The organism is Microbacterium flavum (assembly GCF_018717645.1).
GTDB classification, from domain to species: domain Bacteria; phylum Actinomycetota; class Actinomycetes; order Actinomycetales; family Microbacteriaceae; genus Microbacterium; species Microbacterium flavum.
This window is the reverse complement of record NZ_JAFLHG010000004.1, coordinates 107,851-133,600: the sequence shown is the minus strand read 5'-3', so window position 1 is coordinate 133,600 and position 25,750 is coordinate 107,851. Positions and strand designations below refer to the sequence as shown.

30 protein-coding genes are annotated in these 25,750 nt (G+C 69.1%); 25 read left to right on the top strand and 5 right to left on the bottom strand.

Annotated features, from left to right (window positions below; all coding sequences use genetic code 11):
- The first annotated feature begins 2 nt into the window (after positions 1-2).
- The 21 genes from rplN (at position 3) to J0P97_RS05670 (ending at position 15,022) form a co-directional block, all read left to right on the top strand.
- Positions 3-371, top strand: a complete 369-nt coding sequence (rplN, locus tag J0P97_RS05770; RefSeq protein ID WP_215486823.1) for a 50S ribosomal protein L14 — start codon at positions 3-5, stop codon at positions 369-371.
- Between the two features lie 5 nt (positions 372-376).
- Complete coding sequence (gene rplX, locus J0P97_RS05765; protein WP_215486822.1) at positions 377-736, top strand: 50S ribosomal protein L24; 360 nt, start codon at positions 377-379, stop codon at positions 734-736.
- The gene (gene rplE / locus J0P97_RS05760; RefSeq protein WP_215486821.1) at positions 736-1,326 is read left to right on the top strand and encodes a 50S ribosomal protein L5; all 591 of its coding nucleotides are present in this window, start codon (positions 736-738) and stop codon (positions 1,324-1,326) included. The genes rplX and rplE overlap by 1 nt, the downstream gene beginning before the upstream one ends.
- 67 nt (positions 1,327-1,393) lie before the next feature.
- Positions 1,394-1,792, top strand: a complete 399-nt coding sequence (rpsH, locus tag J0P97_RS05755) for a 30S ribosomal protein S8 (RefSeq protein ID WP_215486820.1) — start codon at positions 1,394-1,396, stop codon at positions 1,790-1,792.
- Positions 1,793-1,798: 6 nt separating this feature from the next.
- Positions 1,799-2,335: a 50S ribosomal protein L6 gene (gene rplF, locus J0P97_RS05750; RefSeq protein WP_215486819.1), complete on the top strand. Its 537-nt coding sequence runs from the start codon at positions 1,799-1,801 to the stop codon at positions 2,333-2,335.
- A gap of 2 nt (positions 2,336-2,337) precedes the next feature.
- Positions 2,338-2,697, top strand: coding sequence for a 50S ribosomal protein L18 (gene rplR / locus J0P97_RS05745; protein WP_215486818.1), 360 nt, complete (start codon positions 2,338-2,340; stop codon positions 2,695-2,697).
- Positions 2,694-3,410: a 30S ribosomal protein S5 gene (gene rpsE / locus J0P97_RS15745; protein ID WP_215486817.1), complete on the top strand. Its 717-nt coding sequence runs from the start codon at positions 2,694-2,696 to the stop codon at positions 3,408-3,410. The genes rplR and rpsE overlap by 4 nt, the downstream gene beginning before the upstream one ends.
- Complete coding sequence (rpmD, locus tag J0P97_RS05735) at positions 3,410-3,595, top strand: 50S ribosomal protein L30 (protein ID WP_020098644.1); 186 nt, start codon at positions 3,410-3,412, stop codon at positions 3,593-3,595. Before rpsE ends, rpmD begins: the two co-directional genes overlap by 1 nt.
- Positions 3,595-4,170 carry a 50S ribosomal protein L15 gene (rplO, locus tag J0P97_RS05730; RefSeq protein ID WP_215486816.1) on the top strand — a complete coding sequence of 192 codons (576 nt, stop codon included), beginning with the start codon at positions 3,595-3,597 and terminating at the stop codon, positions 4,168-4,170. Before rpmD ends, rplO begins: the two co-directional genes overlap by 1 nt.
- A gap of 130 nt (positions 4,171-4,300) precedes the next feature.
- Positions 4,301-5,629, top strand: a complete 1,329-nt coding sequence (secY, locus tag J0P97_RS05725) for a preprotein translocase subunit SecY (protein ID WP_215486815.1) — start codon at positions 4,301-4,303, stop codon at positions 5,627-5,629.
- Positions 5,626-6,213 (top strand): adenylate kinase, encoded by a 588-nt coding sequence (locus J0P97_RS05720; protein ID WP_215486814.1) that lies wholly within the window; start codon positions 5,626-5,628, stop codon positions 6,211-6,213. Before secY ends, J0P97_RS05720 begins: the two co-directional genes overlap by 4 nt.
- Positions 6,214-6,215: 2 nt before the next feature.
- Positions 6,216-7,061, top strand: a complete 846-nt coding sequence (gene map / locus J0P97_RS05715) for a type I methionyl aminopeptidase (protein WP_215486813.1) — start codon at positions 6,216-6,218, stop codon at positions 7,059-7,061.
- Between the two features lie 131 nt (positions 7,062-7,192).
- Positions 7,193-7,879 (top strand): DsbA family protein, encoded by a 687-nt coding sequence (locus J0P97_RS05710; protein WP_215486812.1) that lies wholly within the window; start codon positions 7,193-7,195, stop codon positions 7,877-7,879.
- A 163-nt stretch (positions 7,880-8,042) separates the two neighbouring features.
- The gene (locus J0P97_RS05705) at positions 8,043-10,619 is read left to right on the top strand and encodes a DUF5979 domain-containing protein (protein WP_215486811.1); all 2,577 of its coding nucleotides are present in this window, start codon (positions 8,043-8,045) and stop codon (positions 10,617-10,619) included.
- 140 nt (positions 10,620-10,759) lie between these two features.
- The gene (infA, locus tag J0P97_RS05700; RefSeq protein ID WP_028496510.1) at positions 10,760-10,981 is read left to right on the top strand and encodes a translation initiation factor IF-1; all 222 of its coding nucleotides are present in this window, start codon (positions 10,760-10,762) and stop codon (positions 10,979-10,981) included.
- 67 nt (positions 10,982-11,048) lie between these two features.
- The gene (gene rpmJ, locus J0P97_RS05695; RefSeq protein WP_005050492.1) at positions 11,049-11,165 is read left to right on the top strand and encodes a 50S ribosomal protein L36; all 117 of its coding nucleotides are present in this window, start codon (positions 11,049-11,051) and stop codon (positions 11,163-11,165) included.
- Between the two features lie 122 nt (positions 11,166-11,287).
- Positions 11,288-11,662: a 30S ribosomal protein S13 gene (gene rpsM, locus J0P97_RS05690; RefSeq protein WP_215486810.1), complete on the top strand. Its 375-nt coding sequence runs from the start codon at positions 11,288-11,290 to the stop codon at positions 11,660-11,662.
- A 31-nt stretch (positions 11,663-11,693) separates the two neighbouring features.
- On the top strand, positions 11,694-12,092 hold the full coding sequence (rpsK, locus tag J0P97_RS05685; RefSeq protein WP_215486809.1) for a 30S ribosomal protein S11: 399 nt from the start codon (positions 11,694-11,696) through the stop codon (positions 12,090-12,092).
- A 135-nt stretch (positions 12,093-12,227) separates the two neighbouring features.
- Positions 12,228-13,217 carry a DNA-directed RNA polymerase subunit alpha gene (locus tag J0P97_RS05680; protein WP_215486808.1) on the top strand — a complete coding sequence of 330 codons (990 nt, stop codon included), beginning with the start codon at positions 12,228-12,230 and terminating at the stop codon, positions 13,215-13,217.
- Positions 13,218-13,265: 48 nt separating this feature from the next.
- Positions 13,266-13,832 carry a 50S ribosomal protein L17 gene (rplQ, locus tag J0P97_RS05675; protein WP_215486807.1) on the top strand — a complete coding sequence of 189 codons (567 nt, stop codon included), beginning with the start codon at positions 13,266-13,268 and terminating at the stop codon, positions 13,830-13,832.
- A 104-nt stretch (positions 13,833-13,936) separates the two neighbouring features.
- Complete coding sequence (locus J0P97_RS05670; protein WP_215486806.1) at positions 13,937-15,022, top strand: GNAT family N-acetyltransferase; 1,086 nt, start codon at positions 13,937-13,939, stop codon at positions 15,020-15,022.
- Between the two features lie 19 nt (positions 15,023-15,041).
- Here J0P97_RS05670 and J0P97_RS05665 read toward each other — a convergent pair whose 3' ends face one another.
- Positions 15,042-17,024 carry an acyltransferase family protein gene (locus tag J0P97_RS05665; RefSeq protein WP_215486805.1) on the bottom strand — a complete coding sequence of 661 codons (1,983 nt, stop codon included), beginning with the start codon at positions 17,022-17,024 and terminating at the stop codon, positions 15,042-15,044.
- Between the two features lie 102 nt (positions 17,025-17,126).
- Between J0P97_RS05665 and truA the strand changes: the two genes are divergently transcribed.
- Both truA and J0P97_RS05655 read left to right on the top strand, forming a co-directional pair.
- Positions 17,127-17,963: a tRNA pseudouridine(38-40) synthase TruA gene (truA, locus tag J0P97_RS05660; protein WP_215486804.1), complete on the top strand. Its 837-nt coding sequence runs from the start codon at positions 17,127-17,129 to the stop codon at positions 17,961-17,963.
- Between the two features lie 77 nt (positions 17,964-18,040).
- The gene (locus tag J0P97_RS05655; protein ID WP_215486803.1) at positions 18,041-18,724 is read left to right on the top strand and encodes an endonuclease/exonuclease/phosphatase family protein; all 684 of its coding nucleotides are present in this window, start codon (positions 18,041-18,043) and stop codon (positions 18,722-18,724) included.
- Positions 18,725-18,763: 39 nt separating this feature from the next.
- Here J0P97_RS05655 and J0P97_RS05650 read toward each other — a convergent pair whose 3' ends face one another.
- Entirely contained in the window at positions 18,764-19,570 is an 807-nt protein-coding gene (locus tag J0P97_RS05650; protein WP_215486802.1) for a response regulator transcription factor, read from the bottom strand.
- A gap of 217 nt (positions 19,571-19,787) precedes the next feature.
- Between J0P97_RS05650 and J0P97_RS05645 the strand changes: the two genes are divergently transcribed.
- Positions 19,788-20,423 (top strand): hypothetical protein, encoded by a 636-nt coding sequence (locus J0P97_RS05645; RefSeq protein WP_215486801.1) that lies wholly within the window; start codon positions 19,788-19,790, stop codon positions 20,421-20,423.
- Positions 20,424-20,462: 39 nt separating this feature from the next.
- Here the strand turns inward: J0P97_RS05645 and J0P97_RS05640 are convergent, their stop codons facing one another.
- Both J0P97_RS05640 and J0P97_RS05635 read right to left on the bottom strand, forming a co-directional pair.
- Positions 20,463-21,554 carry a hypothetical protein gene (locus tag J0P97_RS05640; protein ID WP_215486800.1) on the bottom strand — a complete coding sequence of 364 codons (1,092 nt, stop codon included), beginning with the start codon at positions 21,552-21,554 and terminating at the stop codon, positions 20,463-20,465.
- 1 nt (position 21,555) lies between these two features.
- Positions 21,556-23,193 (bottom strand): sensor histidine kinase, encoded by a 1,638-nt coding sequence (locus tag J0P97_RS05635; RefSeq protein WP_215486799.1) that lies wholly within the window; start codon positions 23,191-23,193, stop codon positions 21,556-21,558.
- A gap of 96 nt (positions 23,194-23,289) precedes the next feature.
- On the opposite strand from J0P97_RS05635, the gene J0P97_RS05630 reads away from it, so the two are divergent.
- Positions 23,290-24,729, top strand: coding sequence for a glycosyltransferase family 2 protein (locus tag J0P97_RS05630; RefSeq protein ID WP_215486798.1), 1,440 nt, complete (start codon positions 23,290-23,292; stop codon positions 24,727-24,729).
- A gap of 105 nt (positions 24,730-24,834) precedes the next feature.
- Here the strand turns inward: J0P97_RS05630 and J0P97_RS05625 are convergent, their stop codons facing one another.
- A complete protein-coding gene (locus tag J0P97_RS05625; protein WP_246539841.1) occupies positions 24,835-25,740 on the bottom strand; it encodes a response regulator transcription factor in 906 nt (301 codons plus the stop codon).
- Between the last annotated feature and the right edge of the window lie 10 nt (positions 25,741-25,750).

Below are 25,750 nucleotides of genomic sequence, written 5' to 3'. Positions count from 1 at the left end.
AAATGATCCAGACCGAGTCTCGCCTCAAGGTCGCCGACAACACGGGCGCCAAGGAGCTGCTCACGATCCGCGTCCTCGGTGGTTCCAACCGCCGCTACGCGGGTGTGGGCGACATCATCGTGGCGACCGTCAAGGACGCGATCCCCGGCGGCAACGTCAAGAAGGGCGACGTCGTCAAGGCCGTCATCGTCCGCACCGTCAAGCAGACCCGTCGTCCCGACGGTTCCTACATCAAGTTCGACGAGAACGCCGCCGTCATCCTGAAGAGCGACGGGGAGCCCCGCGGCACCCGCATCTTCGGACCGGTCGGTCGTGAGCTTCGCGACAAGAAGTTCATGAAGATCGTCTCGCTCGCACCGGAGGTGATCTGACCCTCATGGCCAAGATCAAGAAGGGTGACCTCGTCCAGGTCATCACTGGCAAGAAGCAGGACAAGGGCGGCGACCGCGGCAAGCAGGGCAAGGTTCTCGACGTTCTCGTCGAGCAGAACCGTGTCATCGTCGAGGGCGTCAACTACGTCACCAAGCACACCCGCGTGGGCCAGTCCCAGCGCGGAACCAAGACGGGCGGCATCGAAACGATGGAAGCCCCGATCCACATCTCGAACGTCGCCGTCGTCGACCCCTCGACCAAGAAGCCGACCAAGGTCGGTCACCGTGTCGAGGAGCAGACGAAGGACGGCGTGAAGCGCACCGTCCGCGTGCGCTACGCGAAGAAGAGCGGTAAGGACCTCTGATGAGCACCACCACTGCCACGGAGACTGGCAAAATCCAGCCCCGTCTGAAGCAGAAGTACCAGAGCGAGATCAAGAAGGCGCTGCAGGACGAGTTCGGCTACGCCAACGTCATGCAGATCCCCGGTCTCGTGAAGGTCGTCGTGAACACCGGTGTCGGCGAGGCCGCCCGTGACTCCAAGGTGATCGATGGTGCGGTCGATGACCTCACCAAGATCACCGGCCAGAAGCCGATCGTCACGAAGGCCCGCAAGTCCATCGCGCAGTTCAAGCTGCGTGAGGGCCAGCCCATCGGCGCGCACGTCACCCTCCGTGGTGACCGCGCCTGGGAGTTCGTGGACCGCCTCGTGAACCTCGCGCTGCCCCGCATCCGCGACTTCCGCGGTCTGTCGCCGAAGCAGTTCGACGGCAACGGCAACTACACGTTCGGTCTCCAGGAGCAGTCCGTGTTCCACGAGATCAACCAGGACAAGATCGACCGCGTCCGCGGTTTCGACATCACGATCGTCACGACGGCGAAGACGGATGACGAGGGTCGCTCGCTGCTGAAGCAGCTCGGCTTCCCGTTCCAGTCCGAAGAGAACGCTCAGTAAGACCCCATCAAGAAGGTCGGCTGTCGTGTAACGGCATCCGAAACCGCTGAACAAAGGAAACCAAGAAATGACGATGACAGACCCGGTCGCAGACATGCTGACCCGTCTGCGCAACGCGAACTCGGCGCACCACGACTCCGTGTCGCTGCCGAGCTCCAAGCTCAAGACCAACATCGCCGAGATCCTCCAGCAGGAGGGCTACATCTCCTCCTGGGAGGTCTCGGACGCCCGCGTCGGCCAGACGCTGACGCTGACGCTGAAGTACGGCCCGAACCGCGAGCGGTCGATCGCCGGCATCAAGCGCGTCTCCAAGCCCGGCCTGCGCGTGTACGCACGCTCGACCGAGATCCCCACCGTCCTCGGTGGCCTCGGCGTCGCGATCCTGTCCACCTCCTCCGGTCTTCTCACGGACCGTCAGGCCGAGCAGAAGGGCGTGGGTGGGGAAGTCCTCGCCTACGTGTGGTGATCTGACATGTCGCGTATCGGACGTCTCCCCATCACCATCCCCGCCGGCGTGACCGTCTCGGTCGACGGCCAGGATGTCGCCGTGAAGGGCCCCAAGGGCGAGCTCGCGCTCACCGTCGCCAAGCCCATCGAGGTCAGCGTCGAAGAGGGCCAGGTCCTCGTCTCGCGTCCCGATGACGAGCGCGAGTCGCGCTCGCTGCACGGGCTCACGCGCACGCTCATCAACAACGACATCATCGGAGTCACCGAGGGCTACACCAAGGGCCTCGAGGTCGTCGGCACGGGTTACCGCGTGGCGCAGAAGGGCGCGGCCGTCGAGTTCGCGCTCGGCTTCTCGCACCCGGTGCTCATCGAGCCCCCGGCCGGCATCACGCTGACCGTCGAGGGCAACAACAAGGTCACGGTCAGCGGCATCTCGAAGCAGGCCGTCGGCGAGGCTGCGGCCAACATCCGCAAGATCCGCAAGCCCGAGCCCTACAAGGGCAAGGGTGTGCGGTACGCGGGCGAGGTCGTCCGCCGCAAGGCCGGAAAGAGTGGTAAGTAATCATGGCTGTCACGTCAAAGTCCGACGCACGTTCGCGTCGTCACCTGCGTCTTCGCAAGAAGATCGTGGGCACCGAGGCGCGTCCGCGCCTGGTCGTCACCCGCTCGGCCCGCCACGTCTTCGTCCAGCTGGTCGACGACAGCAAGGGTCACACGCTCGCCTCCGCCTCGACGCTCGAGAACGACCTGCGCGCGTTCGAGGGTGACAAGACCGCCAAGGCCCGCAAGGTCGGCGAGCTCGTCGCCGAGCGCGCGAAGGCCGCCGGCGTCACCGACGTCGTTTTCGACCGCGGTGGCAACCGCTACGCGGGACGAGTCGCAGCGATCGCCGATGGCGCCCGCGAGGGAGGTCTGAACCTGTGAGCGATGCAACTACTCAGAATGTGGAGAACGAAGTGACTGCAGAGAACGCAGCCGCCGAGGCTCCCGCTGCCGCCGGCACCACCGGTGGCGCCGGGCAGCAGGAGCGCGAGCGCGAGCCGCGCCGCGGTGGACGCGAGCGCAGCCAGACCCGCGGTGACCGTGGGTCGCGCGACGCAGACAAGAGCCAGTTCCTCGAGCGCGTGGTCACGATCAACCGCGTGTCGAAGGTCGTCAAGGGCGGTCGTCGCTTCAGCTTCACGGCGCTCGTCGTCGTGGGCGATGGCAACGGTCTGGTCGGCGTCGGCTACGGCAAGGCGCGTGAGGTCCCCCTCGCCATCTCCAAGGGTGTCGAAGAGGCCAAGCGCAACTTCTTCCGCGTTCCGCGCTCCGGCTCGACGATCCCCCACCCGGTCCAGGGTGAGGCCGCTGCCGGTGTGGTGCTCATGCGCCCCGCCGCGGCAGGTACCGGTGTCATCGCCGGTGGTCCCGTTCGCGCCGTGCTCGAGTGCGCCGGCATCCACGATGTGCTCTCCAAGTCGCTCGGCTCGTCGAACACGATCAACATCGTGCACGCGACGGTCGCGGCGCTGAAGAGCCTCGAGGAGCCGCGCGCCGTCGCCGCCCGTCGTGGTCTCGACTTCGACCAGGTGGCTCCCGCCCGTCTGATCCGTGCCGAGGCCGAGGCTGCCAAGGCGCAGAAGGTTGGTTCCTGATGGCTGCCCGTCTGAAGGTGACGCAGGTCAAGTCCAAGGTGAGCGAGAAGCAGAACCAGCGTGACACGCTGCGTTCGCTCGGTCTGAAGCGGATCAACGACTCCGTCGTTCGTCCGGATGACGCGCAGACGCGCGGTTACATCAAGACCGTCGCGCACCTCGTGAAGGTTGAGGAGATCGACTGATGGCTGAAAAGGCTGAGAAGGCGACCGACACGGTCGTCGAGAAGAAGAGCACGGCTGCGAAGGGGTCCGCGAAGGCTACGGCCGAGAAGCCCGCTGCGAAGAAGGCGCCCGCCAAGAAGGATGCCGAGACCACGCGTCCCGGCGTTCTGAAGGTGCACCACCTGCGTCCGGTCCCCGGCGCCAACACCGCGAAGACCCGTGTCGGTCGCGGTGAGGGCTCCAAGGGTAAGACGTCGGGTCGCGGTACCAAGGGCACGAAGGCGCGTTACCAGGTCAAGGTGGGCTTCGAGGGTGGGCAGATGCCCCTCCACATGCGTACGCCGAAGCTGCGCGGGTTCAAGAACCCGTTCCGCGTCGAGTACCAGGTGGTCAACCTCGACAAGCTCGCCGAGCTGTACCCGTCCGGTGGCGACGTCACCGTGAGCGACCTCGTCGCCAAGGGCGCCGTCCGCAAGAATGAGAAGGTCAAGGTGCTCGGCACCGGCGACATCTCGGTCAAGCTGACCGTGTCGGTCGACAAGGTCTCGGGTTCGGCCGAGCAGAAGATCGTCGCCGCCGGCGGCTCGATCAAGTAAGACCACGGCAGGGGCCGGAGGGTCTCTCGACTCGCTCGAGAACCGTACTCCGGCCCCTGTTGCCGTACTGTGGTAGGCGGTGTCCCCGTCCCGAGAGACCGGACGCCGTCAGACCTCTGGAGGATAATCCTTGTTCAGCGCCATCGCGCGGGTCTTCCGCACTCCGGATCTCCGGCGGAAGATCGCCTTCACTCTGGGCATCATCGCCATCTATCGCCTCGGTGCGCACGTCCCGACGCCGTTCGTGAGCTATCCGAACGTCCAGGACTGCCTCCAGCAGACCGGGTCGGCCAGCGAGGGCCTGCTCTCGCTCGTGAACCTCTTCTCCGGCGGCGCTCTGCTGCAGCTGTCGATCTTCGCGCTGGGTGTCATGCCCTACATCACCGCGACGATCATCGTGCAGCTGCTGCGCGTCGTCATCCCGCACTTCGAGGCGCTGTACAAGGAAGGGCAGTCCGGCCAGGCGCGGCTCACTCAGTACACGCGCTACCTCACGATCGCGCTGGCGCTGCTGCAGTCGACCACCCTCGTGACGGTCGCGCGTTCGGGCCAGCTGTTCGGGTCGACCTCGATCGCGTCCTGCAACAGCCTCCTCACCAATGACGCGTGGTGGGCGCAGCTGCTCATGATCATCACGCTGACCGCCGGTACGGGCCTCATCATGTGGTTCGCGGAGCTCGTCACCGAGCGCGGCGTCGGCAACGGCATGTCGATCCTCATCTTCACGTCGATCGCCGCGACCTTCCCGGCGGCCATGTGGTCGATCGCGCAGGCACGCAGCTTCGAGGTCTTCCTCCTGGTCCTCGCCGTCTCCATCGTCGTCGTGGCACTCGTCGTGTTCGTCGAGCAGTCGCAGCGGCGCATCCCGGTGCAGTACGCCAAGCGGATGGTCGGCCGTCGCACCCTCGGCGGCACCAACACGTACATCCCGATCAAGGTCAACATGGCCGGTGTCGTGCCTGTCATCTTCGCCTCGTCGCTGCTGTACATCCCGGCTCTCATCGCGCAGTTCAACCAGACGCCGGACGCGAACGGGAACATCCCCGGCTGGGTGACGTGGATCCAGTCGTACCTCACCAAGGGCGACCACCCGCTCTACATGCTGCTGTACTTCCTGCTCATCGTCGGGTTCACCTACTTCTACGTCGCGATCACCTTCAACCCGGTCGAGGTCGCCGACAACATGAAGAAGTACGGCGGGTTCATCCCCGGCATCCGTGCCGGTCGCCCGACCGCCGAGTACCTCGACTACGTCCTCACGCGCATCACGCTCCCGGGCTCGATCTACCTGGGCCTCATCGCGCTCCTGCCGCTGATCGCGCTGGCCACGGTGAGCGCGAACGCGAACTTCCCCTTCGGCGGGGCATCGATCCTGATCATCGTCGGCGTCGGTCTCGAGACGGTGAAGCAGATCGACGCGCAGCTCCAGCAGCGTCACTACGAAGGGCTCCTGCGATGACGGAACCGCGCCTTCTCATCATCGGCCCGCAGGGCTCGGGCAAGGGCACGCAGGGTCAGCGGATCGCGGATGCCTTCCGCGTTCCGGCCGTCTCGACGGGCGACGTGTTCCGCGCGAACGTGAAGAACGGCACGCCGCTCGGGCTCGAGGTCAAGGCCATCATCGACGCGGGCGATCTCGTGCCCGATGAGCTGACCGGCGCGATCGTGCGCGACCGTCTCGCACAGGATGACGCCGCGGGCGGCTTCCTGCTGGACGGCTATCCGCGCAACCTCGGACAGGTGTCCGACCTCGACGCCTTCCTCGATGAGCGCGACGAGCCGCTGAACGCGGTCATCGAGCTGAGCGTGCCCCGCGACGAGTCGATTCGCCGGATCGCGCTGCGCGCTCACGAGCAGGGCCGCGCCGATGACAACGACGAGTCCATCGCGAAGCGTCTGTCGATCTACGAGAGCGAGACCGCGCCGATCCTCGACGTCTACCGTGAGCGGGGCATCGTCGACGCCGTCGACGGGGTGGGCAGCCTCGACGAGGTGTTCGAGCGCATCGTCGTCGCCCTCACCGCGCGCGGCATCGTCGTCTGACCGTGGCCTTCCGTCGCTCCCTGTACAAGTCGCCCGCCCAGCTGCGGGCGATGGTCGAGCCCGGACGGATCACGGCCCTCGCCCTCGACGCGGTCCGTGATCTGATCGCTCCCGGCGTCACGACGGGAGAGTTGGATGCCGCGGCATCCGCCGTCATCGTCGCGCACGGCGCCGAGTCGAACTTCCAGCTCGTGCGCGGCTACCGGCACACGACCTGCGTCTCGGTGAACGACCAGGTCGTGCACGGGATCCCCGGGCTTCGCGTCCTCGAGGCCGGCGACATCGTCTCGATCGACGCCGGCGCCCAGTTCCAGGGATGGAACGGCGACTCGGCCATCACCGTCGTGGTCCCCGGCGCGGACGAGGTCCCCGCCGTCGCGCGACGCGCGCGACTGTCGGAGGTGACCCGCGGGTCGCTGTGGGCCGGTATCGCCGCGCTCGCCTCCGCGAGCCGAGTGGGCGAGATCGGCGATGCCGTACAGGGCTACATCGAGCGGGCCGCCGCTGCGGACGGAGCGGAGTACGGCATCCTGCGCGACTACGTCGGCCACGGCATCGGGCGGAAGATGCACGAGGGGCCGACGGTGTTCAACTACCGCGTCGCCGACCTCGGTGCCGAGGTGAAGCCGGGCCTCTGCCTCGCGATCGAGCCGATGGTGACATCCGGGTCGGACGAGACCTTCGTGGAGGACGACGACTGGACCGTCACGACGGTCGACGGCAGCGACGGCGCCCACTGGGAGCACTCGATCGCCGTGCACGAGAACGGCATCTGGGTCCTCACCGCGCATGACGGCGGTGCCGCCGACCTGGCGCCCTACGGCGTGACCCCCGTCCCCCTCGCCTGAGCCCTCGCGCGCCTCATCCGCACGCTCCACCCACGACGGGACGCGGCGGGGGAGGGGCTCACGGGGAATGCATAGGGGCGGGTGGGGGAAGATAGTAGGGCGCGGGATGCCGCGACGAGGAGAGGCGAGCAATGGCACAGGCAGCAGCGGGCAAGACGAACTGGTTCGCGATCTGGGTGAGCGTGGCGGTCGTCGCCGTCGTGGCGCTCGTGATCGCCCTCGTCGTGTGGATGAACAACGCGGCCACCGACCCCGGGACCCCGCCGAGCGGCTCGGGGGTCAACCAGGAGACCGGCGCCGTGGTCGTCGGCAGCGGCGAGCAGACCCTCGACACCTACATCGACTTCATGTGCCCCATCTGCCACACGTTCGAGGACACGTACGGCGGGGAGATCCTGGATCTCGTGAATGACGGCACCATCACCCTCAACATCCACCCGATCGCGATCCTGGACCGCTACTCGCAGGGCACGGAGTTCTCGACCCGCGCCGCGAACGCGATGTACTGCGTCGCCGAGGCCGACCCGGATGCCGCCGTGCCGTTCATGCAGGCGATGTTCAAGGCTCAGCCCGATGAGAACTCCACGGGTCTCACCGATGCGCAGATCCTCGACATCGCGAAGGGCGTGGGGGTCACCGGTGTCGACTCCTGCGTGACCGACGGCACGTACAAGAAGTTCGTCGCCTCGATGACCCAGAAGACCCCGGTCGCGCCCGGCGCCAGCGGTATCGGGACCCCGACGATCGCCGTGAACGGCGAGACGATCGCGAACAGCACGATCCCGGCGAAGGGCCAGTTCGCGACGCTGTTCAAGTGACCCTCCTCGCGTGAACGCGGGGCGGTGGCACGGATACTCCCGGGTCACCCCCCTGCGGCCTCACCCCTCGGTGGGCCAGAATGGGGGCGAGGTTCGCCGCCCGCCGCGGTGAGTCGACGTCATGCGGGATCACCCGCAATCGATGAGCCCGGGAGATCCACCTGTGAAGTCACGTCCGTCCCTGTTCCGACGACTGGCCGCGGTGATCGCGGCTCCCGCCCTCGTGGGATCGGGTCTCGCCGTCGTCGCCGTGGCGGCTCCCGCCGCGGCTCCGACCGCCTCCGCCGTCATCGGCCAGTGCCCGCCGGGATTCCTCCCCGGCCCCGGCAACACGAACCCGCCGTGGACCGATGACAACGTCTCGGTCTACGCGGGCGGAGACTTCACCTTGAGTGACGCCGCGGCGGAGGTGGAGGGCCTCCTCGTCGTCGAGGGGGATGCGACCTTCGACAAATCCCCGGGCGGTCTGGTGAACCTGGGATGGGTGGGCGTGGGGAGCGCGCTCGCCCCGACTCCGGGCGGCGTCATGCTCGCTGTCGGCGGGGACCTCACCGTCGGCGCGTCGACGCGGATCGAGGTGGGCGCAGGCGCGCGCGATGCCGACGGCGTCCTCCGCGGGGGACAGGTCAACGTCGGCGGGAGCGCCGACCCGGTGTATCCCTCCGTGCAGTACGAACTCAACAACGGTGGACTCGAAGTCGGGATGGGAGCTTCTGCGATCTCACCCTGGTCGGATTTCGGCACCCGCATCGCGACGAGCTCGGCGGAGTGGGTCGCCACGCCCACGACGGGCACCGCCTCGGCCACCAGCACCGATCTGAACTTCGCCGGCGACGGGTCCTCGGCGCTTCAGGTCTTCACCATCTCGGCGGCGGAGCTGACCGGTCGCAGCACCGTCAACTTCACCGGCATCCCGTTCACCGATGACGCCGCCGTCGTCATCAACGTCGTCGGCGCCCAGGACATCACCTTCAACCCGAACTACTTCTCCGATGAGGGCGTCCGCGCCGACGATCTGACGGGCACGCTCTTCGGCCGGGTGGCGCAGCGCACGATGTGGAACTTCGTCGATGCGACGTCGGTGGACTTCGGCGGAGCGAGCCAGTTCCTCGGATCGGTTCTCTCGCCGACGGCGCCGTTCGACATCACGGCCAGCATGAACGGCCGCGTGTACTCGGGCGACGACATCCTCTTCCACGGCGGCGGGAACGAGGTGCACAACTACCCCTGGAACGGACCGGGAGGGTACGACTGCATTCCCGTCCCCACGCCCGAGCCCGACACCGGGTCGCTGACCCTGACGAAGATCCTCGCGACCGAGGGCGTCGTGGCGACGGACCGGGAGTTCGCCGGCTGGCTCGAGTGCGTCGACGGGCGCGTCCAAGACGTCTTCTACAAGGAGGGCAGCGTCCGAGCGGGGACGACGGTCACCGTACGCGGCGTGCCGCTCGGCTCCACCTGCACGGTGGAGGAGGATCCCGACCTGGCGCTCCCCGGTCAGGACCCGGTGCCGCCCGGCTTCGTCTGGGCACAGCCGGTCTGGACGGTGAACGGCGAGGTCGTCGCCCAGCCGCAGTTCGAGGTGCAGGACGCCGAGACGGCCATCGCGATCACGGCGACGAACACGCTCCTCGGCTCCTTCTCCGTGACCAAGCAGGTCACCGGCCCCGCCGGTGGCTACATCGGCGACCGGGCGTTCGACGTGGACTATACGTGCACCGCAGGCGCCTACGGAGACGACGGGCTGCCCCTGGACGCGTCCTCCGCGTCCGGCACCCTCGCCGTCGCCGCGGGTCAGACGGCGGTCTCGCCGCTCTTCCCCGTGGGCACCGCCTGCGACATCTCGGAAGCCACCCCCACCACATCGCCGGACGACTTCTCGCCGTCCGACGGCTTCCAATGGCAGGAGCCGGACATCACACCGGCGCAGGTGACGATCGGTCAGGGGGATGCCTCACCCGCGGCGGTGACGGTGACCAACACCTACACGGCCGTCACGGGGTCTTTCGTCATCGAGAAGTCTCTCGAGCCGGCCGGCATCGACGTCGACGGGGCGTTCACGATCGCCTACGCCTGCGGGCCGGACGGCCCCTCGGGCGTCGTCGACGTCGTGGCGGGGCAGACGAGCGCGCCCATCTCCGCTCCCGTCGGTTCCGTCTGCACGGTCACCGAGCCGGAACTGCCCACGGCGCCCGACGGCTGGCAGTGGGGCGAACCGACCATCTCCGGCTCACCCGTGTCGATCACTGCGGCCTCGGCCGAGGACCCGCTCACGGTGTCCGTGACGAACCGTCTCACCTCGGTCGTCACGGGGACCGGGTCGTTCACGATCCGCAAGGAGGTCGTGAACAGCGGTGGCCTCGCGTACGCCGACTCGTTCTCCGGCAGCGTCGTCTGCACCTCCGGGGGCGCGACGACCACCTATCCGTGGACCGTGCGCGCCGGAGCGACGACGACGGCGACCGAGGTGCCGGTCGGGAGCGCGTGCACGGTGTCCGAGGACGCACCCGCCGCCGCCGCGGGCGGCAGCTGGGAGGCCGCGGTCATCACCCCGGCATCCTTCACCGTGGACGCCGCGGGCGCGACGATCGCGGTCACCGTCTCGAACACCCTCCGCCCCTCGCTGCCGGCGTCCGGCGGCACCGTGCCGTGGTGGGCGATCGCCGTGGGAGGAGGCCTCGTCCTCGTGGGGGCGATCGCCTTGGTGCTGACGGCCCGCCGCCGGCGCGGCGGTGACTGAGGGTTCTCCCGGGCGGTTTGCCGGGGGCCGACATATCACGTACACTGAATCTTTGGTGCGTTGCGCCTTCATTGGCGTGTCATCGACACCACAATCCCACCCACCGCAGACCGGCCGGTCTGCCGAGCGTTAGCGAGCGTATGGCGAAGAAAGACGGAGTCATCGAGATCGAGGGCGTGATCTCCGAGGCGCTGCCCAACGCGATGTTCCGTGTTGAGCTCACCAACGGGCACAAGGTCCTCGCGACGATCTCCGGAAAGATGCGGCAGAACTACATCCGCATCATCCCCGAGGACCGCGTCGTCGTGGAGCTTTCGCCCTACGACCTCACCCGCGGTCGTATCGTCTACCGCTACCGCTAGACCGGTCGAGAAGTAACACCCCTCCGCGCCTGCGCGGAGCCCGGTGAAGACAGCGAGAAGAGAAGTCATGAAGGTCAACCCGTCGGTCAAGCCCATCTGCGACCACTGCAAGGTGATCCGTCGCCACGGTCGCGTCATGGTGATCTGCAAGTCGAACCCGCGTCACAAGCAGCGCCAGGGCTGACGCCCGCGTCCCACAACTGAATACACACAGGCAGGATCAGAACCCCGCAAGGGGGGACACCCCGGGTGGAGGCCCGGGCACCGATCCTGCTCCACACCTCCACTACTCCTAGGAGAACCCGCATGGCACGTCTTGCCGGCGTCGACATCCCGCGTGACAAGCGCGTGGTGATCGCCCTCACGTACATCTACGGCATCGGCCGTACCCGCTCGGTCGAGATCCTCACGGCCACCGGGATCGACGAGTCGATCCGCGTCAAGGATCTCACCGACGACCAGCTGATCGCCCTGCGCGATCACATCGAAGGCACCTACAAGGTGGAGGGTGACCTGCGCCGCGAGGTCGCCGCAGACATCCGCCGCAAGGTGGAGATCGGCTCCTACGAGGGCATCCGTCACCGTCGTGGCCTGCCCGTCCGTGGCCAGCGCACGAAGACCAACGCGCGTACGCGCAAGGGTCCCAAGCGCACCGTCGCCGGCAAGAAGAAGGCGCGCTAAGGCGCGGCCCAGGATTTAGGAGAACCTGAACATGGCACAGGCCAAGACCGCCGCGCGCAAGCCGCGCCGCAAGGAGAAGAAGAACATCGCGCTGGGCCACGCCCACATCAAGTCGACGTTCAACAACACGATCGTCTCGATCACCGACCCGTCGGGCGCCGTCATCAGCTGGGCGTCCTCGGGTGGCGTCGGCTTCAAGGGCTCGCGCAAGTCGACCCCGTACGCCGCAGGCATGGCCGCCGAGTCGGCTGCCCGCCAGGCCGCCGAGCACGGCGTCAAGAAGGTCGACGTCTTCGTCAAGGGTCCCGGCTCCGGCCGCGAGACCGCGATCCGCTCGCTGCAGGCCGCCGGCCTCGAGGTCGGCTCCATCAACGACGTGACGCCCCAGGCCCACAACGGCTGCCGTCCGCCGAAGCGCCGCCGCGTCTGATCATCCGTCGGTCTCCGAGCCCGTCGATGGGTCACTCTCTCGACGCGCTCGGGGACCGCACCGTCTTTTCACAACTCAACACCTCTTGCAATCGCACGTGTCATATAGCGGGCACGTGATGGAAAGGAACACATAGTGCTTATTGCACAGCGTCCCACTCTGACCGAGGAGAAGATCGGCGAGTTCCGCAGCCGGTTCGTGATCGAGCCGCTCGAGCCCGGCTTCGGTTACACCATCGGCAACGCGCTGCGTCGCAGCCTGCTCTCCTCGATCCCCGGCGCCGCCGTCACCAGCATCCGGATCGACGGCGTGCTGCACGAGTTCAGCACCATCCCGGGCGTGAAGGAGGATGTCACCGAGATCATCCTCAACATCAAGCAGCTCGTCGTCTCCTCCGAGCGCGACGAGCCCATCACGGCGTACCTGCGCAAGACGGGCGCGGGCGAGGTCACCGCTGCCGACATCTCGGCTCCGGCCGGTGTCGAGGTGCACAACCCCGAGCTGGTCATCGCGACGCTCAACGACTCGGCGCGCTTCGAGCTCGAGCTCACGATCGAGCGTGGCCGCGGCTATGTCTCGGCGACGCAGAACCGCAACGAGTACGCCGAGGCCGGTCAGATCCCGATCGACTCGATCTACTCGCCCGTGCTCAAGGTCTCGTACCGCGTCGACGCGACGCGTGCCGGTGAGCGCACCGACTTCGACAAGCTCGTGCTCGACGTGGAGGCCAAGGCCTCCATCTCGCCCCGCGACGCCGTCGCATCGGCCGGTCGCACCCTCACCGAGCTGTTCGGTCTCGCTCGTGAGCTGAACGTCGAGGCCGAGGGCATCGAGATCGGCCCGGCGCCGGTCGCCGAGGTCGTCTCCGGCGAGCTCTCGATGCCGATCGAGGACCTGGACCTGTCGGTCCGCTCGTACAACTGCCTCAAGCGCGAGGGCATCAACACGGTGTCGGAGCTGGTCGCCCTCTCCGAGACGCAGCTGATGAACATCCGCAACTTCGGTCAGAAGTCGGTCGACGAGGTGCGCGACAAGCTCGTCTCGCTCGGCCTGTCGCTGAAGGACTCGGTCCCCGGGTTCGACGGCGCGCACTTCTACGGCGGCTACGACGACGAGACCATCTGATCCGGCTCGCGCTGCGATCTGTGACACTTTCCACCTGGAGAAACTGATATGCCCAAGCCCACGAAGGGTCCCCGCCTCGGAGGCGGCCCCGCCCACGAGCGTCTGCTGCTTGCCAACCTCGCGGCATCCCTCTACACCCACGGCGCCATCACGACGACGGAGACCAAGGCCAAGCGCCTGCGTCCCCTCGCCGAGCGTCTGATCACCTTCGCGAAGCGCGGCGACCTGCACGCGCGTCGTCGGGTGCTCTCGGTCATCGGTGACAAGGAAGTCGTGCACGTCCTGTTCGCCGAGATCGCGCCGCAGGTGGCCGAGCGTGAGGGTGGCTACACCCGCATCACGAAGATCGGCAACCGCAAGGGCGACAACGCTCCCATGGCGCGCATCGAGCTCGTGCTCGAGCCCGTGACGCCGAAGAAGAAGGCCGCGAAGAAGGCGGCCCCGGCCGCTGCCGCCGCGCCGGCTGCCGACGAGGCGCCGGTCGCCGACGAGGCTCCCGTCACGGACGAGGCTCCCACCGCTGAGGCGGGCGCCGAGTCGCAGGCCGAGGGCGAGGCGGCCGAGGCCGCCGCGGCCGACGCCGTCGAGACCCCCGCGGAGGAGAAGGCCGAGTAAGCCCTCTCCCCGCACGCACGAAGCCCGCACCCGGACCACCGGGGGCGGGCTTCGTGCATCGGGCCCCGCTCGGAGGGCGGGTGCACGACCGGTAGGGTGGCCGGGTGGACGGAACGGTTGCTGAGCTGACGACGAGGGTGACGACGCTGCGCGAGGATGCCGGAGCGTCCGCCCCGGAGCACCCCGACATCGCCCGGTGGCGCACCGCGACGGACGCGGACAACGATGCCATCCATGCGGTGGTCGCTGCCGCGGACGCCGTCGACCACCCGACCTGGATCACGCCCCGCGAGGACATCGCGGACACGTTCGACGTGCCGCACATCGACCACACCCGCGACACGATCCTCGCCCTGGATGCCGCCGGCACGGTCGTCGCGTTCGGGTCGGCCTTCCTGCATCCGTCCCGGGCGGGCGCCTTGACCTCCCACCTCGGTGGTGCCGTGCACCCCGATCTGCGGCGGAGGGGGATCGGCTCGGTGGTCATGGCCTGGCAGCGCGCGCGAGGGCTCGAGCAGATCGCGGAGGCGCTCGCCTCGCTGGACGCCGGAGACGATGCGGGCGTCGCCGGCGAGGCTGAGCGGTGGACTGCCGACCTGAAGGCATACGCGGAGGAGTCCCAGCCCGGCCAGCAGGCGATCGCCGTGGGCGCCGGACTCACGCCCGAGCGCTGGTTCACGACGATGGAGCGCGACATGGGGGTCGCCGTGCCCGCGGTTTCCGTGGCGGGTCAGATCGCCCTCGTCCCGTACACGCACGATCGCGACGACGACGCGCGGCTGGCCCGCAACGACGCGTTCCGCGATCACTGGGGGAGCCTGCCCTCGCAGCCGGAGACCTGGGGCAAGTTCGTCGGGGGAGCGTTCTTCCGTCCCGACCTCTCCCGTCTCGCTGTGGCACCGGACGGGGCTGTCGTCGGATTCTGTCTGGCGTCGGTGAACGAGGACGACTGGGTCGCCCTCGGCGCGTCGAGCGCCTACATCGACCTCATCGGCGTGGTCCGCTCCCACCGCCGCCGCGGCATCGCTCCGGCCGTCATCGCGGCGACCCTCGACGCGATCGCGGCCGCCGGGCTGGAGCGCGCGATGCTCGACGTCGACACGGCGAGTCCCACCGGGGCGAACGCGCTGTACGAGAACCTCGGATTCCGCGCCACCGATCGCCAGATCGCCTTCGTCCTGCACCTCTGACAGGCGGGCGCGCCCGGGGTCACTCGGGAGCCGTGGTGAACGCGCGGTCAGAGGCCCAACGCACCAGCGCGACCTGGTGGGCGACCTGCGCCCGCTGGTTCTCGACGGCATCCACCGCCGATGCGAGCGTGCCGGCGTAGATGCCGCCGCCCGTCGGCCCCGGGTGGATCTCGTCACCGGCGAGATCGTCCAGGTGCGGCCCGATCGCCTGTGCCCAGTCGGCGACGACGACGCGCGGATGCGACGCCGCGAAGGCGGCGAGGTCGGCGTTGACCCCCGCGATCCAGTCGCGCGGGGCGTATGCGTTCACGAGGACGAGGGTGCGGCGCGGACCGAGATCGTCGTAGATCGCCTGAAGCGCATCGGCGTCGACGGGTCCGTTCGTCCCGAGCCCCACTGCGACATAGTCGCGCAGCGCGCCCTGCGCGGCGAGGGTGTCGACGATCTCGCGACCGGCACCCATCGAGCGCGACACCTCGGCGTCGATCTGGATGCCGGGGAGGCGGTCGAGCAGGCCCTGCGCCGAGGCCAGCATGACCGAGTCTCCGACCGCCGTGATCCGCGCTCCCGCGACGGTCGCCGCAGGGGGCGGCAGCGGCGCACCGTCCGGGCCGGTTCGGGGCGTCGCCGAGGGCGCGGGCGATGCGGGCGCCTCCGGCGGCGCGGCATCCGAGGGAGCGGGCGTCGAGATGTGGGCGGGTGCGCGCTCCGCCGTCGTGCCGGCCGCGTCGGCGAGGGCCTTCGCGCCGGCGGCGACGGCAGCCTCGCTCGAGGACACGGGGGGTGCGGCCGCGACGGCGGCGGTCGTGCCGCCCACGACGATCGCTCCGGCGGCGAGCACCGTGAGGGCGCTGAAGCGTCGCGCGGGTGCGCCGCCGAGTCCGGCGCCGAGTGTTCGCAGGGCGCCGCGGAACCCGAGGCGACGGATCGGCTGCTCGACGAGACGGTAGGAGAGAGCCGATGCGACGACGGTGACCACGAGGGCCGCGACCCCGACGCCGGCGGGGATGGAGGCATCCGTGAACCGTCCCGTCGCCGCCTGCCCGAGCAGGACGACGACGGGCCAGTGCCACAGGTAGATGCCGTAGGAGCGTTCGCCGATCCAGCGGAATGGCGCGACGTCGAGCGCCGGACCCAGCGGCGACCCCGGACGGACGGCGACCGCGATGACGATCGCGGTGAGAACGGATGCCGCGAACGGAATGGCCGGGAAGAGCGCCGCGCCGCCCGGCCACGCCGCGACGAGGACGAGGGCGATCAGGGCGGCCGCTCCCGCGGCCGTCACGGCGCGCCCGGGGGATCCCGACGCACGTCCGGGGGAGGTCGCTCCGCTCGCGCGGCCGCGGCGATCGAGTGCGAAGGCGAGGGCGACGCCGATGAGGAGGCCGAAGGCGTGCGTGTCGGTGCCGTAGTACGCGCGGGTGAGGGAGCCGCCGCCGGCCTGGACGGCGACGGCTCCTCCCGCCGACAGTGCGGCCAGAGCGAGGGCGACCGCGATGCGGGGTGCGCGGGGGAGGAGGAGCGCGAGAGGAAGGAGCAGCGGCCAGAGCACGTAGAACTGCTCCTCGACGGCGAGCGACCAGAGGTTCCGCAGGAGCTCGGGGTGCGCGGCCGAGAAGTACGACCCGCCGCCGGACAGCGCCAGCCAGTTCGAGGAGAAGGTCACCGCCCCGAGCACCTGGCGGCCGAGGCCGAGGAGCACGTCGCCGCCGACGAGCCAGGCGGCGCTCGCGCTCGCCGTGACCACGAGGGCGAGGGCCGGCAGCAGCCGTCGCGCGCGCCGCGCCCAGAACGCGCCGAGCGCGATGCGCCCCGACGACTCCCGTTCGCGCAGGAGCAGGGACGTGATGAGGAACCCCGAGATGACGAAGAAGACGTCGACCCCGACGAACCCGGAGTGCAGGAATCCGGCCGGGAAGAGGTGGGACAGCACCACGAGCAGGACCGCGACGGCGCGCAGACCGTCGAGTCCGGCGTAGCGGGACGACAGGGATGAGGGCATGACGAACGAACGGAAATCGTGGGGGTGGAAGGCATCCCCAGTGTACGCGGCGGGAGCGATGCCGCCCGGCGGCTCGGCGATGCGGGCGGGTAGGCTGGCGGGGTGCGTCTGCGCCTCGATCTCGCCTACGACGGCACCGCCTTCCGCGGATGGGCGCGCCAGCCGGGCCTGCGCACCGTCCAGGGCACGCTGGAGGCCGCGATCGCCCGTGTGCTGGGCGGAGATCCCCAGCTCGTCGTGGCCGGGCGGACGGATGCCGGGGTCCACGCCTCCGGCCAGGTGGCCCATCTCGACCTGACAGAGGGTCAGCTGGCGCGGCTGAGGAAGGGGCGCACCCCGACCCCGGAGGCGCTCGCCGCGCGCCTGACCGGTGTCCTCGGTGCCTATCCCGACGTCGCCGTGCACCGCACCGCGGAGGCAGCCCCGGGGTTCGATGCCCGGTTCTCCGCCGTGTGGCGCCGCTACCGGTATCGCATCGCCGACCTCCGCACCGCCTACGATCCGCTCGAGCGGGGTCGGACGACGACCGTGAAGGCGCACCTCGACGTCGCGGCGATGGACACCGCGGCGCGCTCCTTCCGGGGGCTCCACGACTTCGCGGCCTACTGCAAATGGCGGGAAGGCGCGACGACGATCCGCACGCTGCTCGATTTCGGATGGCGACGCGATGAGCACGGCATCCTCGTCGCGGAGGTCAAGGCGGACGCCTTCTGCCACAGCATGGTGCGTGCGCTGGTCGGCGCCTGTGTCGCAGTCGGTGAGGGGCGGCTGGAGGTCGCGGATGTCGAGCGCATCCGCGACGAGGGCGTCCGCACCGCGGAGGTGAAGGTCCTCGCCGCCCGGGGGCTGACCCTCACGGAGGTCGGATACCCCGCCGACGATCTGCTTGCGGCGCGCGCCGATCAGACCCGCGCCCGCCGCTCCCTCGACGCGGACTGAACACGGGCGGAACGCTCGTGCAATGCTCTGCCCGGACAGGGCGATTCCCCGGGTTGCGGGCATAGGCTGGCGGCACGATGAAGGTGATCTCGTACAACCTCAACAAGCACAAGGCCATCGATGAGCTCGACGAGCTCGTCGAGTCGACCGGCGCCGACATCCTGTGTCTCCAGGAGGCCGTCACGAGTGCGCTCCCGGGGGAGATCTCCGGCCTGCAGCTGGTGGATGCCACCGCGCGCAACCGCCTCGGGCTCGCGGTCTACCTCCGGCGCAACACCTTCACCGCGCTGGAGGTGCGGTCCCTGGCGCTCAAGAAATCGCTCCATGACCGTGTCCTGAAGCCGGCCGAAGAGCGCATGCTCGCGGTGCGGGTCCACGACATCGACCACGGGCGCGAGCTGATCGTCGCGAGCTTCCACGCGGCGCCGCTCACCGCCCTGAACTCCCTGCGCCGCAAGCAGATCGCGGCCGCGCTCGAGGAGCTCGCGGGTCTCGGCGATCGGCTGCCGATCCTCATGGTCGGGGATTACAACTACCCGGTCTTCAAGGAGAACCTCGGTCAGAAAGTGCGGGAGGCGGGGTACGAGCTCACCCTCAGCGATGCCCGCACCTACACCCGCTACAAGTTCTTCCGGGGTCACTACGACTTCGCGACGAGCGTCGGGTTCGAGATCCAGGAGGTCACCACCCTGCCGCAGGGCCGCAGCGACCACCTCCCGATCCTCGTGACGGCGTCGCCGAAGACGGTGCCTTCCGCCTGAGCGCGTGACCCGGCCGCAGCCGAGCGAGCCGCGCGTCGATCAGGGCAGGAGTGCTCGGTAGCCGACGGCGCGAACGGTCTCGATGAAGCGGGGTTCCGCCGCGCTGTCGCCGAGCTTGCGGCGGAGATTCGTCATGTGCGTCTCGACCGTCCTCTCGTCGGAATCGGCGATGTGCGCCGATGTGGCCGCGGGGGGCCGGAGAAGCGCCACGAGCTCGACCTTGCTGCGCACCTCCGGGGCAGCCTGGAGGAGGATCGCGAGCAGCTCGAACTCGGTGCGGGTGAGGGCCACGACGGTGTCGTCGATCGTGACGGAATGGGTCGCTCGGTTCACGAGGAGGCCGGCGGCGCCGCGGAGCACGGTCACGGGATGTCGTCCCGGCTCTCCGGCGGGCGCGGGCCGGCTGTCGCCGGCGGGGGCGGCCCCGACGGACTCGGCCTCGTCGGATGGCCCGCCGTCATCGCCCTGCGGGCGCCGACGCTGTGCGGCGAGCACTCGTGCGCGCAGCTCCCGGGCACGGAAGGGCTTCGTGACGACGTCATCGGCACCGACGCTGAAACCGAGAACGGCATCGGCCTCGTCCGTGAGGGCCGTGATGAGCATGATGTAGGTGTTGCTGTACTCACGGATGCGGCGCGCCGTCTCGAACCCGTCGATCCCGGGCATGTTGACGTCGAGCGTCGTCAGAGCCGGGTCGTGCGCGCGCACGGCCTCGACGCCCTCGTAGCCGTTCTCCGCAGCGATGACGACGAACCCCGCGCTGGAGAGCACCTGGACCAGGAGGTCGCGGACATCCGGGTCGTCGTCGATGACGACCGCGGTGGGACCGTCGCTGGTCTCACTCATCGGCGACTCCTCATCGGCGACATGGGCAGGGGATGGTCTGATTGTGCCAGATCGACTGATGCGCTCGGGTGCGATCGGCACAGCGTCGGCTCAAGGTGCACTCCACATCGTCACAAGCTCGTCGTGCGCGCCCTAGACTGACGCGGAGCCGACCGCGCTCGGTCGAGCCATGCGCCGAGCCGCACGACGAGCCGCCTGCCGAGCCGAAGGGGCACCCATGAGCACACCGACGCCGACCCGCCGAGCGGGGTTGCGGGCAGGGACGCGGCTTTCCGCCACCGTGGCGACGATCGGCGTGGCATTCGCGCTCACGGCCTGCGGGACACCCCCGTGGGCGGGCGGGGGCGGGGCGACGGACGGCCCCACGCCGTCCTCGTCCACGTCGATCGTGCCCACGCCGGTGCCGAACGATCTGTCCACCGGATCGACCCAGCGCTCGCTGACCGCCGGAGCAGTGGCGGCGACGGTGAACTACTGGTCCGATCTGTCGATGGACAAGTGGACGGCCTCGGCGCTGAAGCCCGTCAAGCTCTCGCTCGTGACCACGGTGAGCCCCTCCGACGGGCAGAAGGTGTACCTGCAGCGGGCGACCATGACAGCCGTCCCCGGCACCTCCGCCGGGTCACTCGACCCTCTCGCACCGCAGGTCGACCAGGCGACGACCGCGCCGGGATACCTCGTCCTCGATCCGTACAGCTATTCGCAGCAGTTCACCGTCGGCGCAGTACCGGCGGAGGCGACGTTCGTCACGCTCGAGTTCACCTACGACTTCCTCGTGCAGGCGACGCCCACATCCTCCGAATACGCCAAGCAGACCGCCACCGACACGGTCGTCGTCGCCATCGCGCGGTGAGCACGCGCGCGGGCTGAGGACGCGCGCGGAGCGCGGCCGTCACGACAGCGCGCGCTCCCACCGGTCTCCGCCTGCCGCGGCGGCTCTGTCGGCCGCGGTGCGGGCTGCGGCGAGCATCGCATCGAACTCGTAGCCGTTCTCCGCGACCGTCGCCCACCCGATGGACGCGGACGCGCTCGTCTGCGCCGCCAGGACCGGGGTGGCGACGGCGCGGAGCAGCGTGCGCACGCGCTCCCTGACGACCGTGGCGGGCTGTGCCACGAGCACGGCGAAGCACGCGGCGTCGAGACGCCCGATATCGGCCTCGGTGGGGAAGATCTCGACGATGTCGGCGTGAAGACGGTCGGCGATCGCCGCGAATCCGGCGTCGCCGGCGACGGTGCGGAGGTCGTCCGCGTCGTCGAGCCGGATGACGATGAGGGACCAGGATCGCTCGCCGGAGGCCTGAGCGCGCAGGAGGCGATCGGATGCGACCGCGTGAAAGGCCGTCCGGAGGGAGGGCAGGCTGTCGCCGCGCGTAAGGAAGAGGAGGGTGACGAGCGCGCAGACCGTATAGGCGAGCAGGCCGAGTGCGTTGAGCGTGCTGAGCAGATCGGCGGGGCCGTCCGACTCGGGGAGCGCCGAGAACCCGATCGCGAGACTGACGACGGTCACCCCGCTGACGATCACGGAGAAGGCCGCGAGGGGCACGGAGGCGCCGTTCGCGTGCGTCGCACCGCCGCCGCGGAAGGTCTCGACCACGGTGAGGGCGGCGTACAGGCCCATGAGTCCGAACAACACGCGGAAGGTCCAGGGGTACGCCGGGCCGCCGAGGGTCAAGGGCAGGATGACCGCGCCGGCGATGGCCGTGGCCGAGGGGATGGCGACGAGGCTCGGGGCGCCGCGGTACGCCCGCAGACCCGACCAGACGAACGCCGTCGTCGACAGGAGCACTCCCGTGGATCCTGCGCGCAGGAGATCGATGCCGCGAGCGACGGCGACGCTCTCCGCGGACGAGCCGATGAGCACGACGACGAAGGCGATCGACCAGATCGCGCTGGCGCGACTCGGCCGGTAGAGGAACCCGAGCCCGATCATGCAGAACGTGGCGATCGTCGCGACGAGCACCTGTGCGCTTCCGAGCACCGGCACGCTAGACCTCCTCGGAGGCTGACAGGGGCAGGCGGAGGCTGATCGTCGTCCCCGCACCAGGTCTGCTGCGGATCGTCAGGGATCCGGCGTGCTCTTCGACGATCGCGCGCGAGATGCCCATGCCGAGGCCGGTTCCGGGAATGCCCGAATCCCGCGCCGTCTCGGCACGGAAGTAGTCCTCGAAGACGAGGGGGAGATCTCTCGCGCTGATCCCGATGCCGGTGTCGGTGACCGTGATCACCGCGTCCGTCCCGTCGCGGTCGGCGGTGACGGTCACCGAGCCCGCGCGCGGGGTGTACTTCACCGCGTTGCTCACGACGTTGTCGAGCACTTGGCGCAGTCGGAAGGCATCCGCCGTGATCGGCACGGGGGGTCCCGGCAGGAGCGTGAGGAGGACATCTCCGGCGCTCGCGGCGGGCAGGAAGGATTCCACCGTCGCCTCCAGAAGCGTGCGTGCGTCGACCCGGCGCCGCGGGTCGCTCGCCGCAGAGCGCCCTCCTGCGCGCAGGACCTCCGCGATCAGCCGCTCCATCCGGGAGCCGGCCGCCTCGATGAGCTCGAGCCGTTCGTGCGCAGCAGGAGGCAGGTCGCTCTCCAGCAGCAGGTCCGTGTACCCGACGATCGCCGTCAACGGGTTCGCGAGTTCGTGCGTGACGGTCGTCGCAAGGGTGCGGCGCGCGTTCTCCGCCTCGACGGCCTCGGTGACATCGCTGATCACGAGCAGGGTCGTCTCGGGCTCGGCGGGTCCGCTCACGAGGGAGCGGGTGGATGCCGAGACGATGTGCCAGCGACCGTCGGCGTCGAAGAGCCACAGCCGCTCACCGGAGAAGATCTCGCCTCGCGCCGCGCGAGCGGCTGGGCGCTCCGTCGCCGCGAGCGCAGTGCCGCCGCGTTCGTCGTACTCGACCGACGTCGGGGGGCGGGAGGCATCGCGGGGGTCGATGCCGTACAGCGCGACATAGGCGTCGTTGACACCGAGCAGCCGCCCCTCCCGATCGACCCGGGCGATGGCCGCGTCGAGACCGTTGAGCATCTGGATGACGCGCCGTTCCTGGGACCGCACGCGCTCGAGGGTCGACTCGAGGCGTGCGCTCTGACGCCGGACGAGGCGGGTGAACGCGCGGGTCCGTCCGGCGGAAGCGGTGATGGTGATGGCGAGGAACGTCATCGACAGAAGGACGACGAGGAAGCGCAGCGATGAGAAGGCGCTCGGAGGCTGGGTGAGTGCATCCGCGAGGATCATCGCGGCGACCAGGCCGAGGGACCCGACCACCCAGAGAGGGCTGTAGTGCGTCGCGATCCAGGCGAGCGGGAACACCCACAGGAATCCGAAGAACAGCTCGCCGCCGTAGGCGAGGAGGCCGATGGCGACGATGTCGGCCAGCGGGATGAGGGAGATGGCAGGGCGGGAGGCGCGTTCCCACGGGAGGATCAGGGTCGCGATCGTCAGCGTCAGGACGAGGGCGATGCCGGCGGCCATCGTCGTGCGCACGAGCATCGCGGGCGAGAGGAGCACGATCGCGAGGGTGAGGACGATCACGACCGCCCCGAGGGAGAGCTGCCACAGCCACACCGAGCGCGTCCGCGCGCTCGGCCTCGGAGTGACGCGACTCGTGGGAATCGTGTCCGTCATGGCCATGATCTGAGCCTACCGGGGGAGATCTTGCGGAAACCTTGCGGTTCGCTCGCGTCGCACCGGAGGGTTCCTTGCGGACGGGCGGGCACAGTTGCATCCATGACCGACACGCACAACGCTTCCGCCGAGCTCGTCCTCGCCTCGGAGCACCACTTCCCCGAGGACTTCGCGTCCGTGCTGGACGTGTCGTCGACGCAGCGCTCCACGATCGGATGCGTGATCCCCGCCTACAACGAGGAGGAGTCGATCGCCGCGGTCATCGAGGGCCTCCTCGGACAGACGCGGGTGCCCGATGTCATCCACGTCGTCGTGAACAACACGACGGATGCCACCGTCAAGATCGCGTCCCGCTTCGCGGGGGCGCACGAACTGGAGTCGGACCTCGGCCCGCAGTTCACCGAGGTGTTCGTCCACGACATCGGGAAGAACCCGGACAAGAAGGTCGGCGCGCTCAACTACGGGTACTCGCTCGTCGAGGGCTACGAGTACCTCCTGGGTGTGGACGGCGACACGGTCGCCGACGCCCGCGCCGTCGAGTACCTCGAGTCCGAGGCGGTCTCCGACACCCGCATCGGCGGGATCTCGGCGGTCTACACGATCGACGACAAGCCCATCCGCGGCACGGTCGCCAAATTCCTCATCGCGGGCCAGCGGTCCCAGTTCGCGGCCTTCAACATGCAGAACCTCCTGCGCGGACGCAACATGGCCGTCCTCGGCGGGCAGCTCTCCATCTTCTCCACGAAGGCCCTCCGCGAGGTCATGCGCGACAACCACCAGTCCACGCCCTGGGTCAAGGACAGCGAAGTCGAGGACTCCCTCCTGTCGCTGCAGATCAAGAGCGCCGGCTACCTCACCAAGATCAACCCGCTCGCTCGCGGCCACGTGGGTGGCATGACGACGCTGCGGGGTCTCGACGCACAGCAGGTCAAGTGGACCTACGGTGCGATCGAACTGATGTGGCCCGGCCAGCGGGGCGACACGAAGGGACAGCCGTTCCACCCGAACCTGCGGCTGCGGTGGCTCGAGAATCTGTCGATGCTCGTCAACTTCTTCGTGCGCATCGCCTTCCTGACCCTGCTGGCCGGGTCGCTGTCGATCGGCGCGTTCGTCTTCTCGCCGTGGTGGCTGCTGCCCCCGGTGGTGGCGATGGCGCTGAACCTGCGCATCGCGATGACGATGAAGGAGCGCGACGCGCGCGATGTCCTCTTCGCCGTGCTGCTGTTCCCCGCCGAGATCTACATGTGGGTGCGGATCAGCCACTTCCTGCGGTCGTGGACGCGGTTCCTCTCCCGCAAGAAGGTCGACAACTGGGCGCTGCAGGCGAAGGCCGAGCGCGGCGGTGGCCAGGGCCACTGGGTGCCGCTGATCGTCGTCGTCGCCGTGGCTGTCGCGATCGCGGCCATGTGGTGGATGCTGCCCGTCATGGTGCAGTCGACGATCCTGTGGATCGGGTGGCCTGTCGTCGGTGTGATCACCGTCCTGCAGACGCTGTCCATGTTCTTGAAGCTCGTGCGCCGCCAGCACGGCTTCAAGGTCTGACGCCCGCTGGGGGAGCGTCAGACCCGCGGATGTCTCGAGTTCGGGGGGACTCGAGACATCCGCGTATTCTCGTGGGTCCCGTTGGCTCCGGGGGAGCGGAAGACGTCAGAGCTCGGAGGTCAGGCGATAGCCCACGCCGCGGACCGTTTCGATGAACCGTGGGTTGGTGGGGTCGTCGCCGAGCTTGCGGCGCAGGTTGGTCATGTGTGCTTCGATGGCGCGCTTGTCGGCCTCTCCGACGAAGTACGTCGTGACGTAGGACTCGCCCCGCAGGACCAGGGCGAGATCCGCCTTGCTGCGCACGCGTCGCTTCGATTCGAGGAGCGCGGCGAGCAGGTCGAACTCGGTGCGGGTGAGCTCGAGTTCGCGGGTGCCGATCCGGGCGATGCGGGTCTCGGGCTCGAGTTGCAGATCCCGATGCGTCAGCCACGACTCCGGATGGGCCGACCCGCGCAGCGGCGCGTCGATCACGACGAGTTCGTCCGGATCGCCGGATGTCGCGGTCGCCGACATCATCTGCGACGCGGCGGCGGCCAGCGCGTTCACCGAAGCCACCTCGGGGGAGACGGTGCGTGTGGGGAAGGAAGGGCCCACGGCCTCCTGCCGGGGGGGCGTAGGCGTCGGTGCACCGGTGCGCGGGCGCCTCATCATCGCCTCGATGCGGGCGCGCAGCTCGCGGGGCCGGAACGGCTTGGAGAGGAAGTCGTCGGCGCCGGCGGCGAGCCCCATCACGACATCGGTCTCCTCGGTCTGACCGGTGAGCATGACGATGTAGGTGTCGCTGCGGGCGCGGATGCGGCGAGCCGCCTCGAACCCGTCGATGCCGGGGAGGTTGACGTCGAGTGTCGTGACGACGGGCTGATACGTCTCGACCGCGCGGACGCCGTCGAGACCGTTTCCGACCGAGATCACCGAGAACCCGGCCGCTTCCAGCACATCGGCGAGCATGTGGCGGACATCCGGGTCGTCCTCGACAACGACCGCCGTGTCGTTGGTCTCGCGCTGCATCATGCGTCCCCTT

Excerpts from the sequence above, each read along its gene's own strand:
- rplN (WP_215486823.1), top strand. The coding sequence starts at position 3 with ATGATCCAGACCGAGTCTCGCCTCAAGGTCGCCGACAACACGGGCGCC.
- rplX (WP_215486822.1), top strand. The coding sequence starts at position 377 with ATGGCCAAGATCAAGAAGGGTGACCTCGTCCAGGTCATCACTGGCAAG.
- rplE (WP_215486821.1), top strand. The coding sequence starts at position 736 with ATGAGCACCACCACTGCCACGGAGACTGGCAAAATCCAGCCCCGTCTG.
- rpsH (WP_215486820.1), top strand. The coding sequence starts at position 1,394 with ATGACGATGACAGACCCGGTCGCAGACATGCTGACCCGTCTGCGCAAC.
- rplF (WP_215486819.1), top strand. The coding sequence starts at position 1,799 with ATGTCGCGTATCGGACGTCTCCCCATCACCATCCCCGCCGGCGTGACC.
- rplR (WP_215486818.1), top strand. The coding sequence starts at position 2,338 with ATGGCTGTCACGTCAAAGTCCGACGCACGTTCGCGTCGTCACCTGCGT.
- rpmD (WP_020098644.1), top strand. The coding sequence starts at position 3,410 with ATGGCTGCCCGTCTGAAGGTGACGCAGGTCAAGTCCAAGGTGAGCGAG.
- rplO (WP_215486816.1), top strand. The coding sequence starts at position 3,595 with ATGGCTGAAAAGGCTGAGAAGGCGACCGACACGGTCGTCGAGAAGAAG.
- J0P97_RS05720 (WP_215486814.1), top strand. The coding sequence starts at position 5,626 with ATGACGGAACCGCGCCTTCTCATCATCGGCCCGCAGGGCTCGGGCAAG.
- J0P97_RS05710 (WP_215486812.1), top strand. The coding sequence starts at position 7,193 with ATGGCACAGGCAGCAGCGGGCAAGACGAACTGGTTCGCGATCTGGGTG.
- infA (WP_028496510.1), top strand. The coding sequence starts at position 10,760 with ATGGCGAAGAAAGACGGAGTCATCGAGATCGAGGGCGTGATCTCCGAG.
- rpmJ (WP_005050492.1), top strand. The coding sequence starts at position 11,049 with ATGAAGGTCAACCCGTCGGTCAAGCCCATCTGCGACCACTGCAAGGTG.
- rpsM (WP_215486810.1), top strand. The coding sequence starts at position 11,288 with ATGGCACGTCTTGCCGGCGTCGACATCCCGCGTGACAAGCGCGTGGTG.
- rpsK (WP_215486809.1), top strand. The coding sequence starts at position 11,694 with ATGGCACAGGCCAAGACCGCCGCGCGCAAGCCGCGCCGCAAGGAGAAG.
- rplQ (WP_215486807.1), top strand. The coding sequence starts at position 13,266 with ATGCCCAAGCCCACGAAGGGTCCCCGCCTCGGAGGCGGCCCCGCCCAC.
- J0P97_RS05665 (WP_215486805.1), bottom strand. The coding sequence starts at position 17,024 with ATGCCCTCATCCCTGTCGTCCCGCTACGCCGGACTCGACGGTCTGCGC.
- J0P97_RS05655 (WP_215486803.1), top strand. The coding sequence starts at position 18,041 with ATGAAGGTGATCTCGTACAACCTCAACAAGCACAAGGCCATCGATGAG.
- J0P97_RS05650 (WP_215486802.1), bottom strand. The coding sequence starts at position 19,570 with ATGAGTGAGACCAGCGACGGTCCCACCGCGGTCGTCATCGACGACGAC.
- J0P97_RS05645 (WP_215486801.1), top strand. The coding sequence starts at position 19,788 with ATGAGCACACCGACGCCGACCCGCCGAGCGGGGTTGCGGGCAGGGACG.
- J0P97_RS05635 (WP_215486799.1), bottom strand. The coding sequence starts at position 23,193 with ATGGCCATGACGGACACGATTCCCACGAGTCGCGTCACTCCGAGGCCG.
- J0P97_RS05630 (WP_215486798.1), top strand. The coding sequence starts at position 23,290 with ATGACCGACACGCACAACGCTTCCGCCGAGCTCGTCCTCGCCTCGGAG.
- J0P97_RS05625 (WP_246539841.1), bottom strand. The coding sequence starts at position 25,740 with ATGATGCAGCGCGAGACCAACGACACGGCGGTCGTTGTCGAGGACGAC.